Source organism: Kitasatospora sp. NPDC058184, assembly GCF_042883725.1.
Lineage (GTDB): Bacteria > Actinomycetota > Actinomycetes > Streptomycetales > Streptomycetaceae > Kitasatospora.
The window spans coordinates 363,046-380,977 of the sequence record NZ_JBHVVE010000003.1; the positions used below are offsets into that span (position 1 = coordinate 363,046).

Here is a 17,932-nt window from a genome sequence, read left to right on the forward strand (position 1 = left end):
GCGTCAGGAGCCGCGGGACGGCGGACTTCCGGTGCCACCATCCAACTTCCCCGAGAAGAAAGACGGTTCCGACCTTGCACCTCCTCTCCCGCCTGAAACGCGCCCTGGCCTGCGGGGTCGCCGCCGTCGCCGTGGTCTCCGTCCTGACCGCGCAGGCCCAGGCCGCGCCCGCGGCAGCCGCCGCGGCGGCCCCGGTGGACAAGACCTGCGGGACCCCGGCCTCGCCGGGCGGCGGCAACTGCATGACGGCGCTGATCAGTTCCGCCTTCGACACGATCAGGCTGATGCACGACGCCGCCAACCTCAACAAGCTGGACAACGCGGAGTTCACCCAGAACACCGCGACGAAGTTGAGCGCGAAGTTCCCGGGGTTCAACGTCATGGTGTTCAAGACCGTGGGCACCGACCTGTACGACACCGAGTGGTTCCGGAACGAGTACAAGTCCGACATGCGGGGGGTGCTGCTCGACACCACCTACAAGCTCAACCACTTCCTGGACAAGGAGAAGAAGGAGCCGTCCGGCTACGACGTCTTCCGGATCTGGGTCTTCCAGGGGGACTCGACGTTCCGCAACCGGGGCGACGGCGGCTACCTGAACTGGGCGTTCACCGGCAACGACGGCGACACCGTCAAGAAGGAGCCGTGGACCTGCCGCTCGGGCACCGCGAGGCCCTACAAGTGCGACGGCGACGTGCGCACCGTCCACTTCCCCTCCCGCTCCGGCTACGGCACCAGGACCGGCAGCCTGACCCCCGACTCCAGCGCCCCCGGCTATCACGCCTGCCTGGACGTCAGCGGCAACGGCACCGCGAACGGCACCCCCGTCCAGATGTGGGAATGCAACGGTGGCGACGCCCAGAAATGGACGTACAACGGCTACAAGCTCCAGGCAGCCAACGGCAAGTGCCTCGACCTGGAGGCCAACAAGACCGCGAACGGGACCAAGCTGCAGGTGTGGGACTGCCTGGAGATCCCCGGACAACGCTGGAACATGTCGGCCGGCGGCGGCTTCCGGCACATGACCGACCAGGACGACCGCTCCAAGGACGTCTGCGTCGACGACTTCAGCGGCCGGACCGCCAACGGCAGCACGGTGGCGGCCTGGGCCTGCGGCTCCGAGGACCGGCGGGACGCGCCCAACCAGAACTGGGCCTGGGGCGGCACCCCGCCGACCACCACCCCGCCCACGCCCGGCGGCGGCACCGGCGGCGGCACCGAGGTGTATCTGAAGCTCGACAACGGCCTGGGCGCCGTGCCGGTCAACGGATCCGCCGGAGCGTCGGTCGTCGCCGGGCTCCGGGGCGGCAACGAGTCCAAGTGGAAGCTCGCCCCGGCGGGCGGCGGCCGCTACCGGATCACCAGCTCGTACGGGCTGGAACTCACCGAGAACGGCGGCTACCTGGCCGAACTCCAGCCGTGGAGCAACTCCTCCCGGCAGAAGTGGGAACTCGCCGCGATCGGCAACGGCAAGTACCAGATCCGGATCTCCGGCGACGACTGCCTCGCCTACGACGCCGACTTCAAGCAGCTCGGCGTGTGGACCTGCAAGCAGGACTGGCACCAGGGGTGGGTGCTCGAATCCACGTCCGGCGGCGTGATCACGCCGACCGACCCGACCACCCCGACGAAGCCGGACCCGAAGCCGAACCCGGACCCCAAGCCGAAGCCGTCCTCCGACATCCCGACCGAGCGGCCGCTGTTCCTGAAGCTCGCCAACGGACTGGGCGCGACGGCCCCCAACGAGACCGCGAGCTGGGGTTCGCCGATCGTGGGCGGGATCCTGGGGGCGAAGGGCTCCCGCTGGACCATCAAGCCGCTGGGCGGGGACCGCTACCGGATCGTCAACGATCTCGGGTTCAACCTCACCGAGAACCCCGGGACCTACGTCGCCGAGCAGCAGGCGTGGGGCGACACCGCCAACCAGAAGTGGGAGTTCGTCGGCCTCGGCAACGGCAAGTACCGGGTCCAGATCGGCGACGACGACTGCCTTACCCACGACTCCGACTTCAAGCAGCTCGGGGTGTGGAGCTGCGAGGGCGGCTGGAAGCAGGAGTGGTCCTTCCAGCTCCTCTGACCGGCGTACGGGCACCGGGGCCGCGCCCGGAGTCGCGGCCCCGGTCGGGGCCGCGCGCGCTCCGTCTCAGGCCTCGTGCACGCAGTACAGGCCGCCGTAGTAGGGCGCGATGTCGAATCCGGTGTACGAGCGGACGTCGGGGATGCGCTCTGGGACGCTCCAACTGTCGTCGCCCTCGTCGCTGTCGTCGTACCGGGTCCACCAGAGCTCGCCGCGCCCGGAGTCCGTGTCGACGTAGTAGACGCAGTACAGGTAGTCGTTGTGCCGGGCGATGGCGGGCGCATGGCTGGTGCGGACCGGGTTCCCTTCGGTGTCCTCGATGCGCCGGTCGGCGCTCCACTCCTGGGTGCCGCTGTTGTAGGTGATCCAGTACAGGTCGTCCCCGCCGCGGTCGTGCACGCAGTACAGGTAGTCCTTGAAGCGCTCGACGGCGGGTGCCCGCGCGGCCCGGATGTCGCCGGGGATCGGCCGGTCGGTGCCCCAGGTCTTCGTGGTGGTGTCGTGGGTGATCCACCGCAGGACGCCGTCGCCGTCGTGTACGCAGTAGAGGAGGCCGCCGTAGACGGTGAGCGCGGCCGGTCTCGTCGATCGGACCTCGGCCGACCGGTGGTCCTTCACCGGTTGGTGCAGGGACCATCCGGTCTCGGGGCCCTCCGAGTTGTAGCGGGTCCACCACAAGCGGCGGTCGTCCTTGGCGCGGTGGTGCACGCAGTACAGGAAGTCGTTGGCGTGCTGCACCGAGAGCGGACCGGACGTGTACACGGGGTTTTTCTCGACGTCGTAGACGAAGGACTTGCTGTACCACGTGTCGGTTTCCTTGTTGTAGTAGCCCCATGCCAGGCCGTAAGGCTCCAACGCTCCTGCGGCGAAGCAGTGCAGCAGGCCCTTGTACGCCTCGATAGCGGGAGCGGACTTCAAACCCCAGTTGTAGTGATGGTCTTTCGACCAGCCGGTCTCGGTCTCGTGGACGGTCCACCGCATCGTCTTGTCGCGGCCGGCCGGAGTGGCAGAAGTTGGCATGGGGCTCACTCCCGAAGGGGGTCGAGGTGGTCGAGAGGTCCGTCATGGCCGCGGGCTCGTCGTGTTCCTCGAAGGGAACACCTGGCCGCACGTGTACGGATCAATTGGCGGCGAGGCAGCCGCGCTCCCAGTCTTGCCGGGGTCCGGCCGGAGCTGCGCGCGGGGCTCCGCCGGTCGGGTGGTCCCCGGTGTGACTGGTATCGGTGGTCCGTTGGCGGCCGACGCGCCCGGCCCCGCCGGTGCGGGGGATCGTGGTCGCGGATTCCGTACCGCGCACGTGCGCGACGACTGACCAGCAATGGAGTACTTCGATCACGATCCATATCTTCGACCCCGGTTCCGAATTCCATGATGGTACGTAATCGAACATGATCTGCCCGACCCTATCGTGGCCCCCGGACGCCACGTCCTGTTCCCAGCGCTTCGCGCGAGAAACCGATCATGGAGGCCACATGGACATCAAGCCCGGCACCTACAGCATCAAGTGCGTCGGATACCTCACCCAGGTCGCGACCGCGCCTGCCTCGGGCGACAGGGTCGTCGGACAGAAGGAGCGCGAACTCGACACCCAGTACTGGGAGGTGGAGGAGAACGGGCAGTACAACACCATCCGGAACGTCGGTACGGGCCGGTACCTGGCCGTCGACGGCGACAGCGCCGTCCTGGGCGAGAATCCCGAGGACTGGGACGTGACGCTGGAGAACCAGGGGCGCTTCAAGGTCGCGGCGGTCGGCGACGGTAGGGCCCTGTACCTGACCGGCGGCAAGGACGGTTCCCCGGTGGAACTGGCCAACTACACCGGAGCGAAGCCCCAGCAGTGGTACTTCCAGAGCCGCGACAACGACTGAGCGGCCTCCGTCGGCGGGGCGCGGACCGTGGCAGGACTGTTGCCCGCGACGTGGCGCAGCTCACTGCTGTCCGGCGCGGGGCGTGATCGACTCGACTGATGCGCCAGCCCTCCCCGCCCCGCCGCCCGTTGACGGCCCGGCATCCCGCCGCGTCCGCCGTGGCCGCCGCCACCGCCGCGCTCCTGCTCGCGGGCTGCGGCACCGCGACGACCGCGGCCTCCGGCGGCGGTCCGGAGGGCTCCGGCAGCCCCCGGCCGTGCGGCAGCCCGCCGCCGAGCGCGCCCGGTGTGCCGCAGCCGACCGCGCTCGCCCAGGGCGGGGCGCGGATCACCGCCGTCGGCCGCACCTGTTTCGAGTACGAGGTGACCAACCCGAACGCCGAACCGTACGACTACACCGTGGTGTTCAACGGGCCCGATCCGGACCGGGGCGCGGCGGTGTTCGGCGACCCGGGCGGGGGAGCGGGCGGAGTAGGGGGAGGGAACCTCACCCGGACCGTCACCGGGCTCGCCCCCGGCGCCACCGAGAAGGGACGGATCGACCTGGCCGCGCCCGGCGCGACCGGGCCGGGCTCCCGCCCGGGCGCGCCCACCCTGGGACGGTCCGACAACCCCCGCCCGCCGAAGCCGGAGCTCCTCCGGGTCCGCAGCGTGCCCACCGCCGAGGCGCCCAGTGCCGGCGGCCCCTGCCCGCCCTCCGGCCTGCGGCTGTACGCCGACGAGGGCAGCGCCGCGATGGGCCTGCGCGCGGTGAGCCTGCACCTGCGTAACTGCGGGACGGCCACCGTCACCCTCGACGGCTACCCGCAGGTGCAGCCGCTCGACCCCGACCACAAGCCCCTCGACGGCGTGCGGATCCTGCGCGGCGGCGCCGAGATCGCCACCGGAACCGGCGCCGACAACCCGCCGCAGAAGATCGCCCTGGGGCCGGGGGAGGGCGCCCGCGCCACCCTGGTGTGGCGCAACACCACCGAGGCCGGGGCCGGGGACCCGCAGAACGCCCCGTACGTCCGGGTGCGCGCCACCGCCGACGCGGCCCCCGTGATGGTCGTCCCGGAGCTCGACCTCGGCACCACCGGCCGCCTCGGCGCCGGCGCCTGGGCCAGGGAGGACGCGAACGACAAGCCGTCGCCGGACCCGAGGCCCTGAGGCTGCGGAGAGGGAAGGGCGGCCCGGCACGCTCCCCCGTGGCGTGCCGGGCCGTCGGCGCGGAAACGGAACGAGATGTTCCGCCGCGAGGTGTTCACTCGTGGAGGATGCCAGGACGGCACCCCCGCCGTGTTGGCACCGAGTCGACAGTCCTTGGCACTGCGTGGACAGGTGCGGCCTTCCGGCCCGTTCGTGCGCGCCGGGTGCTCGCGCCGCGGGGTTCTCGCGCCCGTGGGCTTCGAGGACGGGTTCCAGGCGGGTGTCAGTCGAGGGCGAGGCGCTTGTTGAGGGCCTCGCCCGAGGGGAGGGGGTCGATGAAGCTGTGCAGGAACCGCAGCATCGCGTCGGTGTCCAGGCCCTCGCAGGCGGCGTCCATCGCGGCGTAGAGGAACTCCTCGATCCCGGCGACCTCGGTGGCCAGGCGCGCGCCCTCGGGGGTGAGGCTGAGCTGGACGTAGCGGCGGTCCTCGGCGTCGGCGCGGCGCTCGACCAGCCCGGCCGCGACCACGCGCTCGACCAGCCGGCTGGGGTTGGTGCCGCTCTCGCACACCAGGAGCTGTCCGAGCCCGTTGAGGCTCAGGGTGCCGTGCTGCTGGAGCAGGCGCAGCACCTCGGCCTGGGAGGGGGTGATGCCGTGGGGTTTGAGGGCCTGGATCAGCAGCCGGTTGCCTTCGCGCTGGGCTGCCAGGATCGCGAACCGCAGGTGCTCGGCCTTGCGCATCGATGTCCTTCCGGGTGGTCTACGGGGCGGCCAGGAAGTCCTCGACCGCGGCGGCGTAGGTTACCGGGTGGGAGAAGCGGAACATGTGGCCGGTGCGCGGCAGCACGACCTCCCGGGCGTCGGGGATGCCCGCGAGCATGACCTTCGAGGCGTTCTCGCCGATCAGCACGTCGTGCGAGGGGGTCAGCAGCAGGGTCGGGACCTCGACCCGGCCGAGCGCGTCGACGTAGTCGGCGGTCATGGCGGCCCGCACCCGCGCGCCGAAGGACGCGGCCGGGGTGTTGACGAGGAACAGTTCGCGGCTGCGCGCCTCGTTCCAGGGCACCTGGCCCTCGCCGTCGAACGGGGAGGCGAGGCGGTGGGCGTGGGCCCGCAGCGTCAGCTGCCGGTAGAGCGGGCCGCGGGCCCTGCCGATCGCCCGCATCAGGGCCTTCCACGCCTTGGAGTCGACCGGGTCGGCCGCGAATCCGCCGGACAGGACCAGGGCGCGCAGGCCCCGCGGACGGCGGGTGGCGAGCGCGAGCGCGATGATCGCGCCGAACGAGTCGCCGACCAGCACGTAGTCGTCGAGGTCCGCGACCGCGTTCTCGACGTGGTCGGCGTAGCGCTCCATGTCGTCGACGCCCTCGGGCAGGCGCAGCGTGCGCTTGGGCGCCTCGCCGTAGGGGGCGAGCTGCTCGGCGTTCCACGGGGCGCCGGAGAAGCAGGGGATGAAGACGAGGGTCGGGGTTTTCCGTGTAGTGCTCATAGCAAATAGGTTACACGACACATGTGTCACGACATATATGTCGTGACACATGTGACCCACGTCACACTGCGATCCCGTCGGCGCGGCCGTGCCGCCCGTGCGGCTAACCGCCGGCGCCCCCGGCCAGGGCTTGCCGGCGGTGCTCGCTGGGGGAGAGGCCGTACGCGGTCCTGAAGGCGCGGCTGAACTCGGCGGCGCGGGGCAGGCCGCAGCGGGTGGCGACGGCGTGGACGGGCAGGTCGCGCAGCGCGGGGTCGGCCAGGTCGCGGCGGGCCCGCTCCAGCCGGCGGCGGCGGACGAAGGCGGCGACGGTCTCGCCGCCGGACTGCCGGGTGAACAGGCGGTGCAGGTAGCTGACCGAGATGTGGTGGGCGGCCGCGATCACGGCGGGGGTCAGCTCCGGGTCGCGCAGGTTGCGTCCGATGAAGGCCCGGACGTTCTCGACCAGGGCCCGCTGCCGGGTGTCGTCGGGTACGGCGGCCTCGGCGTCCAGTTCCCGGGCGAGCCAGGCGGCCACCAGGTCGACCACGATGCCGCCCAGCCGGGGGGTCTCGACCGGGCCCAGGACGGCGGCCTGCCGGTCCAGGCCGACGAGGAACTCCGAGAGCAGCGCGCAGGCGCCCTCCCGGGAGGAGAACCCGCGGCCCAGCAGCTCGTGCACCCGGTGCGGCGGCAGCGGCAGCAGGGCGGTGGGGAAGTCGACGCCGACGGCCTCGATCCGGCGCTCCGCGGGCGCCTGGGCGCGGGAGCCGAAGGCCCGCAGGTCGAAGGAGTGGGAGCTGTCGAGCATGTGCAGGTTGCCGGGCCCGAAGGTCTCGGTGCGCCCGCTGCCGGGGGTCAGGACGAAGCCGCCGTCGAGCAGCAGGGTCAGGTGGAACACTCCGAGGTCCGAGCGGCGCACCCGGCGCTCGGTGCGCTGGAAGCGGGTCGGCGGGAAGGAGGTCCGCAGGAGGGTCACCGGCCCGAGCTCCAGGCGCCGCATCTCCGCCCGGAAGTCGTCGGAGTGGTCGCTGGTCACCTCGCTGTCCCGGGTGCGGCTGACCAACTCCCGCCAGCACTCGAACCGTTCCCTCTCGGGTACGCCCTCGCCGCGGAACACGCTCGCCGTGCTCGTGGTCACTGTCCGCCCTTCCCGTCCGGGGTCCGTCCCCTTCCCTGCCTGGTCGGGCTCCCCTTCCCCACCAGGTGTCACCGGCCCCTCGCAGCCGGTGACACCGAAACCTACAAGGTCAGGCCCGGTGTCCTCCGCCCGGGGGCCCGGGGCCCGGCCGCGCTCCGCCCGGGGCGGCCGTCGCCCGCCGGGAAATCCGGTGAACCGGCCGTCCGCCACTGCCCGTTGGCATGAACGCAGGGGCCCGACAGGCCCTGCTCCCATCGGAGGGCGGCGTACGGGGCGCGTCCCGTACCGCCGTCGACGAGACCGTGCCGCGGCCGGCCAGGAACCGCGCCGCAGCGGAAAGAGGGGAACGATGAGGAACACCGGAAGGACCAGGCGCACGCTCGCCTTCGCCGGCGCCGCCCTGGCGCTGGCCTCGCTCACCGGGCTGACGACGGCCACCAGCGCGTCCGCCGACGTCAACAGCGAGTGGAACTGTTCGCGCAACCCGAGCGGCTGGGACCACATGAACTGGGGCAGCTGCCTGCTGCCCGGTGACTCGCTCGTCTCCGCCAACGGCGCCTACCGGCTGACCTACCAGACCGACGGCAACCTCGTGGAGTACGACCGCTACGGCACCGCGATGTGGAACACCGCCACCTTCGGCGGCGCGGGCAAGGCGATCATGCAGTACGACGGCAACTTCGTCGTCTACGACACCTTCAAGAACGCCAAGTGGGCCACCGGCAGCGGCTTCGGCTGCAACCCCAGCGCCAACTGGGTGCGCATGCAGAACGACGCCAACATCGTCGTCTACCGCCCGCACGACAACAGCAGCCCCTGGGTCCCGGTCTGGTCCTCGCAGTCCGGCCGCGTCGGCACCTGCTGACACCCACCCGGCCCGTGCCCGGCACCTGCTGACACCGCCGGGCCCGTGACACCCGGCACCGGCGGCCGCACCCCCTGCGGACGCCGGTGCCGGCGTCAGTTCCCCCGCGGCCGCTCCGCCTCCGTGGCGCCGCCCGCCCGGGGGGCGCTGTCCGGGGCGCCGAGGGCGAGGGTGAAGCTGAACCGGTCGCCGCGGTACAGGGAGCGCACCTGCTCCAGCGGGCGCCCGGCGGCGTCCAGGCTGCGGCGGTGCAGCAGCAGCATCGGCAGTGCCGGCGGGGTGCCGATCAGCAGCGCCTCGCGCGGGGTGGCCAGTACCGTCTCGATCCGCTCCTCGGCGGCGCCCAGGCGCACCCCGTGCTCGCGCAGGTAGCCGTAGAAGGACCCCTCGGGGTCGAAGTCCTGGTCCAGCGCGGGCACCCGGGCCACCGGCACGTACGTGGACTCCAGCCCGACGCGCTCCTCGTCCGCGCGCAGCACCCGCTCCAGGTGCCACAGCGGCTCGCCCTCGGGGACCTCCAGCAGCCGGGCCACCGCCGCGTCGGCGGGCAGCCGGTCCAGGCCGATCAGGGTGCGCCCGGGGCGCAGGCCCTGGCGCGAGACGCCCTCGGTGTAGCTGCTCAGGGACAGCGGCTGCTCGATCTTCGGCCCGGCCACGACCGTGCCCCGGCCCTGCCGGCGCAGCCGGCCCTCCAGCAGCAGCTCGCGCAGCGCCTGGCGCACGGTGGCCCGGGCGACGCCGTGACGCTGCGCCAGATCGGCCTCGGTGGGCAGCCGCCCGCCCGGGCCCAGCTCGGCGACCAGCTCCTCCAGCCGCGCCTTGACCAGGTAGTACTTGGGCACCCGGCCGTGCTCGGGGACGCCGGCGCGGGCCGCTTCGGGGCCGGCCCGGGAGATGGGGTGGTTCACCGCGCCAGCCTACCGAGCGCCGTTCGGGCCGCACCGGGCCGTACGGGCCGCGCCCGGCGCCCGGCGCCCGGGGCGGATGATCACGGAAGCATAACGGGTCTGGTCTGAATTTCGGCGGTTGTTCATACAACCGTGGATCCGGCGAGGGCCCGTCCTCGCCCGCCCGGCGCATCCTCACTCCCGGTGCAACTGCACCGCACTGACGACCAGTTGGGAGCATTCGTTGCGCACCTCCCGCACCGCCGCCCTCGCCGCCGCCACGGCCCTCGCCGCCACCGCCGCCGCGCTGATCGCACCGACCACCGCCGCCACGGCCGCCGCCCCCGCCGCGACCGGGGCCGCGGCCACCACTGCCACCGGCCCGTACCAGGGCCTGCCGAACGGCACCAAGCAGGCCAAGACCCTGGTCATCGGCGTCGACGGCACCCGCTACGACAAGCTGCTCACCGCCGACGCCCCCGCCCTCAAGGCCCTGATGGCCGGCGGCATGACCGCCACCAGCAACCTCTACGCCAACCCGCTGGCCCCCACCCTCTCCGGCCCCGGCTGGTCGACCATCGCCACCGGCGCGTGGCCCGACAAGCACCAGGTGAAGGACAACAGCTTCACCGGCTCCCGCTTCGACCTGTTCCCCGACTTCGCCACCCGCCTGGAGAACGCCGACCCCACCACCTCCACCCTGGTGATCGGCTCCTGGAACCCCATCGCCGGCAACGTCTTCAACGGCCGCGCCGACCTGCGCCTCCAGGAGAGCGAGAACGACACCAAGACCGCCGCCGACGCCGTCGACTACCTCGCCCACGGCAACCCCGACACCACCTTCCTGCACTTCGACCAGGTCGACGAGGCCGGCCACAACCACGGCGGCACCAGCCCCGAGTACGCGGCCGCCCTGCACTCCGCCGACGCCCTGGTCGGCCAGGTCCTCCAGGCCGTCAAGTCCCGGCCCACGTACGCCTCGGAGGACTGGCTGATCGTCGTCACCACCGACCACGGCCACACCGACGCCGGCGGCCACGGCGGCAACAGCGCCAACGAGCGCCAGACCTTCCTGATCGCCAACGGCACCGGCTACGCCCCCGGCTCGCGCCGCTACGACGTCAAGCCCGTCGACATCGCCCCCACCGTCCTCAAGCACGAGGGCGTCGCCCTCGACCCCGCCTGGAAGCTCGACGGCCGCCCGATCGACGAGATCGCCCCCGACGCCTTCGACGCGCTGCGCCCGAGCCTTCAGGCCCGCGCCGACGAGAGCGGCATCCCGGCCGGGGTGAAGGGCTGGACCCACACCCCGCCGGCCGGCTGGAGCATCGACAACTCCCGCATGCCCAGCGGCGGCGTCACCGAGTGGCGCGGCTGGACCTTCGCCACCGACGAGTTCTGGACGGCCGCCCAGCTCGGCCAGTCCCGCGAGACCAACGTGCGCGCCCGCAACGTGTTCGCCGTCGCCGACTCCGACGAGTGGGACGACAAGGCACACGGCGCCGGCCAGTTCGACTCCACCCTGGTCGGCCCCGCCTACCCGGTCTCCGGCGCGCGCCGCGGCGTGCTGTCCTTCGCCACGAACTACAAGGTCGACGGGCCGCAGACCGGCGACGTCTACGTGGTCTTCGACAACGGCGCCCCGCAGCTGGTGAAGTCCTACCGCAGCGACCTCAACACCGTCGAGAACCTCCCCGTCACCGTCCCCGCCGGCGCCACCACCGCCCGCTTCCAGTTCCGCTACACCGGCACCAACAGCGCCTTCTGGACCGTCGACCAGGTCTCCTTCACCGCCTCCTGATCCGGGCGGCGGCGCGGGCGGGGGAGGGGCACCGGGCCCCGCCCCCGCCCGCGGCCGTAGACGGCGGGATCGGCCCACCCCTTGCATTGCCACGCGTATGCAACTATTGTTCCTGCATGTAAGGCGCGTTTGCACTAATCCTTCGGTGCGGACGCAACCCCCGGCGGGTCCCCCACGACGCCCGCCCGCTCCGCAAAGGCAATGACATGTCCCTGAAGAACATCCTCCCCGGCAAGCTCGGCTTCGGCACCGCCCCGCTCGGCAACATGTTCCGCGCGATCCCCGACGCCGAGGCCCTGGCCACCGTCGAAGCCGCCTGGGACCAGGGCGTCCGCTACTTCGACACCGCCCCCTTCTACGGCGCCGGCCTCTCCGAGGAGCGCCTAGGCGAGGTGCTGTCCACCAAGCCGCGCGACGAGTACGTCCTGTCCACCAAGGTCGGCCGCGTCATCCTCGACGAGCTGGAGGAGGGCGCCCGCGACCTCGGCGAGAAGGGCGGCCTCTTCGAGCACGGCAACCCGAACAAGATGCTCCACGTGTGGACCGCCGAGGCCACCGAGCGCTCCGTCGAGGACAGCCTCAAGCGCCTGGGCACCGACCGCCTGGACATCGTCTGGGTCCACGACATCGCCCAGGACTTCCACGGCGACCAGTGGCTCGCCAAGTTCGAGGAGGCCCGCACCGGCGCCTTCCGCGTCCTGTCCCGCCTGCGCGACGAGGGCGTCATCAAGGCCTGGGGCCTGGGCGTCAACAAGACCGAGCCGATCGAGCTCACCCTCGCCCTGGACGAGCCGCAGCCCGACGGCTTCCTCCTCGCCGGCCGCTACACCCTCCTCGACCACGACCACGCCCTCCAGCGGCTGCTGCCGATGGCGCAGGAGCAGGGCGTCGACATGGTCGTCGGCGGCCCCTACAGCTCCGGGATCCTCGCCGGCGGCGCCCACTTCGAGTACCAGCAGGCCCCCGCCTACATCATCGACCGCGTCACCGAGCTCAAGGCCCTGGCCGCCAAGCACGGCGTCTCCATCAAGGCCGCCGCCCTGCAGTTCTCCCTCGCCCACCCGGTGACCGCCGCCGCCGTCCCCGGCGCCACCAAGCCCGGCCGCATCGCCGAGGACGTCGCCGCCCTCAACGAGACCGTCCCGGCCGCGTTCTGGCAGGAGCTGCGCGCCGCCGGCCTGGTCAGCCCGGCCGCCCCGCTGCCGAACAACGCCTGACGACCCGCACACCCCACCGCAGTGACAGGAGAAACGACCATGGCCTCCACCTCCGTCAGCCGTACCGTCCCCGCCACCCCCGAGAAGGTCTGGAGCCTCATCGGCGGCTTCGACGCCCTGCCCGACTGGCTGCCCTACATCCCCGAGAGCACCGCCTCCGAGGGCGGCCGCGTGCGCAGCCTGAAGAACCCCGAGGGCGACGTCATCGTCGAGCGCCTCGTCGACTTCAACGAGACCGAGCGGCAGTACAGCTACGCCATCCTCCAGGCCCCGTTCCCGGTCGACGGCTACGTCTCCACCCTCCGCGTCCACGCCGTCCCGGGCCGCGCCGACCTCGCCGAGGTCCAGTGGTCCGGCCGCTTCAACCCCGTCGGCGCCACCGAGCAGGAGGTCGTCGACCTGTTCACCGGCATCTACGCCGACGGCCTCGACGCCCTGGCCCGCACCCTCGCGGGCTGACCCGGGGCACCGCGCACCGGCGGCGCGGCGGTCCGGACACCTGGGGGATCGGGTGTCCGGGCCGCCGCGCCGCCGGCGTTTCCGCCCGTCCCCGCCACTCCGACCTGCCCGGCCCCGCCCCGCGGGCCGTACGGGCGGCGGGCGTAGGCTCCCGCCGGTGACACCAGCACCGACACCCCCTGCCGAGGCCGGACAGCCCGCCGAGCCCGGCCCCGTCTGGACCCCGCTGACCCGCGCCACCGCCGTCGACCGCGCGACCGGCCTCGCCTGGCTGTCCGGGCTCGGCCACAACCGCGCGGCCCCCGCCGACCTGCTCCTGCGCCTCCTGGACGCCGGCGAGCACCACTTCCTGGACCGCGACGACCTGCCCGACGGAGTCCTGGACGCCGCGATCGCCCACCCCGACCGGCGCGTGCGGATGGGCGCCGCGGAGAGCGGCCGGCTGTCACCGGCCCAGTGGGAGCGGCTGATCGCCGCCACGCCCGGGGCGGCGCTGCGCGAGCTGTTCGCGGAACTGGCCGGGAGCGCCCTCAAGCCCCCGCCGGACGAGGCGGCCCCGCCCCTCACCCCCGCAGGACTCACCGAACTCGCCGCGCTGGCCGCCGACGTCCCCGACATCGACCCCGCCGCCCACGCCGGGGAGCTGCCGTGGGTCGTCGCCCGGCACGCGGACGCCGAGGCCATGCGCCTGCTCGCCGCCTCCCCGAAGACGCTGGTCCGCCGCAGCGTCGCCCGGGCTCCGCGCCTGCCCGCCGACGTCGCCGAACTCCTCGCCCGCGACGAGGACCGCGCGGTGCGGATCCTCCTCGCCGAGTCCTGCGAGGACGCCCCGGCCCGGATGCTCCTGGACATGGCGGGCTGGTGGGACGGCAGCCTCTCCTTCCCGGGCCGCCCGCGCAACCACCCCCACTTCCCCCGCCAGGGCCTGCTGCGCCTGGCCGCCGACCCGAACCCGCGCCTGCGGGCCCTGGCCCTCGACGACCCCGCCGCCACCCCCGCCCACGTCGAACGGGCCGCCGCCGACCCCGACCCAGCCGTCCGCCGGGCCGCCGCCGCGGACCGTCGGCTCGCCCCCGCCACCGCGGCCGCGCTCGCGGCCGACCCCGACAGCGGCGTGCGGCACTTCGCCCGCGTCAACCCGGCCCTGCCCCCGGAGGAGCTGGTGGTGCTGCTGCTCGACCCGTGCCGGGCCGACACCGCCGCCCGGAATCCCGCGATCCCCGCCGCCGTCCTGCACCGCATGGCCGACCTCGCCATCCCGCACGCCGCCGTACCCCGGCGCTGACCCGCCCGGGGCCGGTCCTGGGCACGGACCGGCCCCGGGCGGGGGTGGGGCTCAGTGGCAGACGAGCTTGTTGCGGGCCAGCTCCTGGACGGTGCCGGGGTTGACCGGGGTGTCGCAGGAGACGGTGCCCTCGATCTCGGCGTCGAAGGTGCTGTAGGTGGGGTGGGAGCCGAAGGCGTAGGCCCAGTACCCGTCACCGGGGTCGTTGTTTCCCCAGCCGCCGCGGGGGAGGCAGACGTACTCGTCGGCCTTGCCCTGGACGCGGTTGGTGCCCTTGAACACCGCGTAGTCGCCGGGGCGGGAGAAGTTCAGCGTGACCTTCTGGGACCAGGTGCTGGTGGTGGACTTGCTGGTCTGGACGGAGAAGCCGACCTTGATGGAGACCTTCGCGAAGAACGCCCCCGCCTCCGCGTTGATCTCGGTCGAGGCGTTGAAGGTCGTGCTGACGTTCTGGACCTCGGTCACGGTGGTCTCGACGGAGCCGGTGGTGCCCGGGGCGATGGTGATGCCCTTCCAGTGGGTGAGCACCGGTTCGACGACGGCGGTCGAGACCTCGTACAGCCCGGTCCGGGAGACGCGGGGGTCACATGGGCCGCCCGGCTCGGCCGCGTGGGCCGTACCGGTGGCGAAGGCCGACGCCGCGACCGTCAGGACGGCGAGCGCGGCGGGTAAGGACAGCCGCCGCAGGAACGTGTTCGTCAAGGGGACTCCTCGGGGGAGGGGGTGTCGGACCGTCGCACGGCCGACACCCGGCATGGATTCGTCAGATCGTGCCCAGAACACCCCCACCGCACACCCACAACACCGAACTCCCCTGCACAAGCGGAAGGTTGGCCGTGCACATGGCCTGTTGCGCACCGCCGGACCGTCCCTATACTGCCGTTGCCCGCAGGCCGGAACCCGGCCCCGGGCATCCGCCGCTGCGCCCGGCCAGGGCGGCCGGCCGCCCGTACGAGGGAGAACCGATCATGGTCAAGCACTACCTCAAGTACGCCTTCAGCACCCTCACCGCCGCGATGTTCCTGCACATGGTCTGATCCGACCGACCCCGGCCGGGGCCGGGTGGCCCACCGTCCGACCCTGGCCTGGGAGTCCGCTTGTTCGCGACCGCGCTGAGCCAACTGCGCTACGGCGCAGCGATCCTGACGAATCGTCGGATCCGCCCCCGCGACCTGGAGCGCCTCGCCCGGGACCTGGTCGCCACCATCGCCGAGTTCGGCGAGCCCGGCGAGGACTCCGCCCTGCTGCCCGGCCGCGCCGGACACGTCGACCCGCAGGTCCGACGCGAAGTGGCCCGCCGCAGCCTGCGCGCCACCGCCCGCACCGCGGCCCGGCACACCGCCTACTACCGCCGCACCTTCGCCGAACTCGGCCTCGACCCCGACCGGTTGGAGCCCGAGGACTGGTCACGCGTCCCCGTCACCCCCAAACAGGCACTGCGCGCCCTGCCCGCCGCCTTCGTCTCCGACACCGCCCGCCCCGCCCTGCAGGCGCTCACCACCGGCACCAGCGGCACCCCCACCGCCGTGTGGTTCTCCCGCGCCGAACTCGAGTGCGCCATCGCCTTCAGCACCATCTCCGCCGTGCTCGGCCTCGGCCTGCGCCCCCGCCACACCGTCGCCTACGCCGGCTGCTCCCGCGCCACCCTGTCCCTGGTCAACGCCGAGGAGTCGGCCACCCGCGCCGGCGCCGGCTTCGTCCAACTCGGCACCGTGGCCCCCGCCGTGGCCCTCGACCGCCTCGCCGCCCCGCTCGGCCTGCCCGGCAAGGACCCCCAGGTCACCCACCTCACCACCTCCGCCTCCTACCTGGCCGCCCTCGTCCAGGAGGCCGAACAGCACAAGTGGCGCGACGCCGACTTCGGCCTGGAGTCGATCAGCGTCGGCGGCGAGGTGCTCTCCGCGCCGCTGCGCCGCCGCGCCGAGGCCGTGTTCGGCGCCACCGCCACCTCCGCCTACCTGATGACCGAGATCCTGCCCTCCGGCGCCACCCCCTGCACCCGGGGCCACCTCCACCACACCACCGAGTTCGGACACCTCGAAGTCCTCGACCCGCTCACCTGGGAACCCACCGCCCCCGGCGGCACCGGCACCGTCGTGCACACCCCCTACGTGCCCTACCGCGAGTGCACCCTGCTGCTGCGCTACGCCACCGGCGACCTCGTACGCCTCCCCGCCGAGCCGCCCACCTGCGAACTCGCCCACCTGCCCGCCACCTCCGAGATCCTCGGCCGCTGGAACGGCCCGCTCAGCCGCACCGTCACCACCCGCGAGGTGCTCGACCTGGTCGAAGCCGAACCCGAGGTCCCGCTGCCCGCCCGCCACGCCCTCACCGAAGGCCCCGACGGCCCCGACGGACCGGCCTGCCTGCACCTGCTGGTCGACCGCCTGCCCGCCACCGCCCTGCGCGGCCGCCTGGAGGACCGCGCCCGCGCCGCCGGCCTGCGCCTGGCCGACATCCTGCTGTACGAGGACCGCGCCGCCATGCCGCCGACCGCACCCCTGCGCGCCGACCTGCGCGAGCACACCTTCGACACCTTCGACGTCCCCGCCGCCCCCGGCACCCCCGCCGCCCCCGACCGTGTCCCCGGAAGGCGCTGAATGACCGTCGACCCCGCCGCCCTGGCCGCCCTCAGCGCCGCCGTCGCCGCCGAGACCGCCCTGGCCGCCTGGTACCTCGCCCGCGTCCGGATGCCCCGCCCCCCGGTCGGCGTCTACACCGGCGGCGACATCGCCGTCCTGTGCGCCGGAGTCGTCCTCGCCCCGCTGCTCTACACCGCCCTGCCCGCGGCCGCCGTCTCCGCCGTCTTCGGCCTCGTCGCCTGCCTCGCCGTCCAGTTCACCCTCGCCCCGCTGCTCGCCGCCACCCCGCTGCGCGCTACCCCCTGGTCCTGGGCCGCCGCCCTCACCGCCACCGCCGCCACCGCGCTCGCTGCCCTCACCGGCCACCCCGCCGCCGCCCGCGCCGGCAGCGACCTGATGATCGCCACCGCCGTCGTCGGCGTCGCCAACCTCTGGACCCAGAGCGGCCTGCGCTCCGGCCACACCGCCGCCCTGGCCGCCGTCCTCACCGGCTACGACCTGGCCGCCACCACCCTCACCGACACCACCACCCGCTTCTTCGAACAGGTCCAGGACCGCCCCTTCGCCCCCCTGCTCGCCCTCACCGGCGGCCCGGCCCCCGTCGCCGTCGGCCTCGGCGACCTCCTGCTGCTCGTCCTCTACCCGCTCGTCGCCGCCAAGGCCCACGGCCGCACCGCCGCCGCCGTCGCCGCCCTCGTCGGCCTGCTCACCACCAGCGCGGTCAGCGCCTGCTTCGCCGCCGGCTGGCTCACCACCGGATTCCCGCTGCTCACCGCCCTGGGCCCGCTGATCGTCGCCCAGCACCTGTACTGGCGGCGCCGCACCGGCGGTGAGCGCACCACCGCCCAGTGGCGCGAGGGCCACCCGCTCCCTCTCCCGCTGCCGTCCTCCGTCGGCCACGAGCCCGCCGCCGCCCTCGCCGCCCCCGTCCCCGACGGCACACCCCCGGGCACCTGGCTCGCCCTCGCCGACGGCCGCGTCCTCGGCACCGGCCCCACCCCCGGCCACGCCCGCCGCGACGCCCGCCGCCACGGCACCGACACCCCCACCACCGCCCGGCTGGTCTGACACCTCCAGGGCTCCGTCGGCGCGCGCCCCGAGGCCCTGCCGGTACGCGTCCCGAGGCCCTGCCAGCGCAGGACCCGAGGCCCTGTCA

The 17,932-nt window shown here is 73.4% G+C and carries 17 protein-coding genes; 11 read left to right on the forward strand and 6 right to left on the reverse strand.

The features are described 5' to 3' along the window. The first annotated feature begins 74 nt into the window (after positions 1-74). Entirely contained in the window at positions 75-2,075 is a 2,001-nt protein-coding gene (locus ACFVXH_RS08015; protein WP_387821389.1) for a ricin-type beta-trefoil lectin domain protein, read from the forward strand. 66 nt (positions 2,076-2,141) lie between these two features. On the opposite strand, the gene ACFVXH_RS08020 is transcribed toward ACFVXH_RS08015, so the two are convergent. Then, complete coding sequence (locus ACFVXH_RS08020) at positions 2,142-3,095, reverse strand: hypothetical protein (RefSeq protein WP_387821392.1); 954 nt, start codon at positions 3,093-3,095, stop codon at positions 2,142-2,144. Between the two features lie 452 nt (positions 3,096-3,547). Here ACFVXH_RS08020 and ACFVXH_RS08025 point away from each other — a divergent pair, with 452 nt between their 5' ends. After that, a complete protein-coding gene (locus ACFVXH_RS08025) occupies positions 3,548-3,943 on the forward strand; it encodes an RICIN domain-containing protein (RefSeq protein ID WP_387821395.1) in 396 nt (131 codons plus the stop codon). Positions 3,944-4,041: 98 nt separating this feature from the next. Continuing rightward, positions 4,042-5,091: a DUF4232 domain-containing protein gene (locus ACFVXH_RS08030; RefSeq protein WP_387821398.1), complete on the forward strand. Its 1,050-nt coding sequence runs from the start codon at positions 4,042-4,044 to the stop codon at positions 5,089-5,091. A 262-nt stretch (positions 5,092-5,353) separates the two neighbouring features. On the opposite strand, the gene ACFVXH_RS08035 is transcribed toward ACFVXH_RS08030, so the two are convergent. The 3 genes from ACFVXH_RS08035 to ACFVXH_RS08045 all read right to left on the reverse strand — a co-directional run bounded on the left by ACFVXH_RS08035 (position 5,354) and on the right by ACFVXH_RS08045 (position 7,680). Then, positions 5,354-5,812, reverse strand: a complete 459-nt coding sequence (locus ACFVXH_RS08035) for a MarR family winged helix-turn-helix transcriptional regulator (protein ID WP_380779008.1) — start codon at positions 5,810-5,812, stop codon at positions 5,354-5,356. Between the two features lie 19 nt (positions 5,813-5,831). Next, a complete protein-coding gene (locus ACFVXH_RS08040) occupies positions 5,832-6,560 on the reverse strand; it encodes an alpha/beta fold hydrolase (RefSeq protein ID WP_387821401.1) in 729 nt (242 codons plus the stop codon). Positions 6,561-6,663: 103 nt separating this feature from the next. Further along, entirely contained in the window at positions 6,664-7,680 is a 1,017-nt protein-coding gene (locus ACFVXH_RS08045) for a helix-turn-helix domain-containing protein (protein ID WP_387821404.1), read from the reverse strand. A gap of 349 nt (positions 7,681-8,029) precedes the next feature. On the opposite strand from ACFVXH_RS08045, the gene ACFVXH_RS08050 reads away from it, so the two are divergent. Next, positions 8,030-8,545, forward strand: coding sequence for a hypothetical protein (locus ACFVXH_RS08050; protein ID WP_074005383.1), 516 nt, complete (start codon positions 8,030-8,032; stop codon positions 8,543-8,545). Between the two features lie 95 nt (positions 8,546-8,640). Here the strand turns inward: ACFVXH_RS08050 and ACFVXH_RS08055 are convergent, their stop codons facing one another. Beyond that, complete coding sequence (locus ACFVXH_RS08055) at positions 8,641-9,453, reverse strand: GntR family transcriptional regulator (protein WP_387821408.1); 813 nt, start codon at positions 9,451-9,453, stop codon at positions 8,641-8,643. 223 nt (positions 9,454-9,676) lie between these two features. On the opposite strand from ACFVXH_RS08055, the gene ACFVXH_RS08060 reads away from it, so the two are divergent. From ACFVXH_RS08060 to ACFVXH_RS08075, 4 genes are all read left to right on the forward strand, one after another. Next, entirely contained in the window at positions 9,677-11,233 is a 1,557-nt protein-coding gene (locus tag ACFVXH_RS08060; protein ID WP_387821411.1) for an alkaline phosphatase family protein, read from the forward strand. 206 nt (positions 11,234-11,439) lie between these two features. Further along, positions 11,440-12,450 (forward strand): aldo/keto reductase, encoded by a 1,011-nt coding sequence (locus tag ACFVXH_RS08065; protein ID WP_387821414.1) that lies wholly within the window; start codon positions 11,440-11,442, stop codon positions 12,448-12,450. Positions 12,451-12,489: 39 nt separating this feature from the next. Next, a complete protein-coding gene (locus ACFVXH_RS08070; RefSeq protein ID WP_074005387.1) occupies positions 12,490-12,909 on the forward strand; it encodes an SRPBCC family protein in 420 nt (139 codons plus the stop codon). 157 nt (positions 12,910-13,066) lie between these two features. After that, positions 13,067-14,194 carry a hypothetical protein gene (locus ACFVXH_RS08075; protein WP_387821417.1) on the forward strand — a complete coding sequence of 376 codons (1,128 nt, stop codon included), beginning with the start codon at positions 13,067-13,069 and terminating at the stop codon, positions 14,192-14,194. Between the two features lie 51 nt (positions 14,195-14,245). Here ACFVXH_RS08075 and ACFVXH_RS08080 read toward each other — a convergent pair whose 3' ends face one another. Then, a complete protein-coding gene (locus ACFVXH_RS08080; RefSeq protein ID WP_074005389.1) occupies positions 14,246-14,896 on the reverse strand; it encodes a hypothetical protein in 651 nt (216 codons plus the stop codon). 140 nt (positions 14,897-15,036) lie between these two features. On the opposite strand from ACFVXH_RS08080, the gene ACFVXH_RS08085 reads away from it, so the two are divergent. From ACFVXH_RS08085 to ACFVXH_RS08095, 3 genes are read left to right on the forward strand one after another with little or no spacing between them, the layout of a single operon-like run. After that, positions 15,037-15,231: a hypothetical protein gene (locus ACFVXH_RS08085; RefSeq protein ID WP_387821419.1), complete on the forward strand. Its 195-nt coding sequence runs from the start codon at positions 15,037-15,039 to the stop codon at positions 15,229-15,231. A gap of 60 nt (positions 15,232-15,291) precedes the next feature. Then, on the forward strand, positions 15,292-16,794 hold the full coding sequence (locus ACFVXH_RS08090) for a phenylacetate--CoA ligase family protein (protein WP_387821422.1): 1,503 nt from the start codon (positions 15,292-15,294) through the stop codon (positions 16,792-16,794). Beyond that, the gene (locus ACFVXH_RS08095; RefSeq protein ID WP_387821425.1) at positions 16,795-17,844 is read left to right on the forward strand and encodes a hypothetical protein; all 1,050 of its coding nucleotides are present in this window, start codon (positions 16,795-16,797) and stop codon (positions 17,842-17,844) included. Positions 17,845-17,932 lie beyond the last annotated feature (88 nt).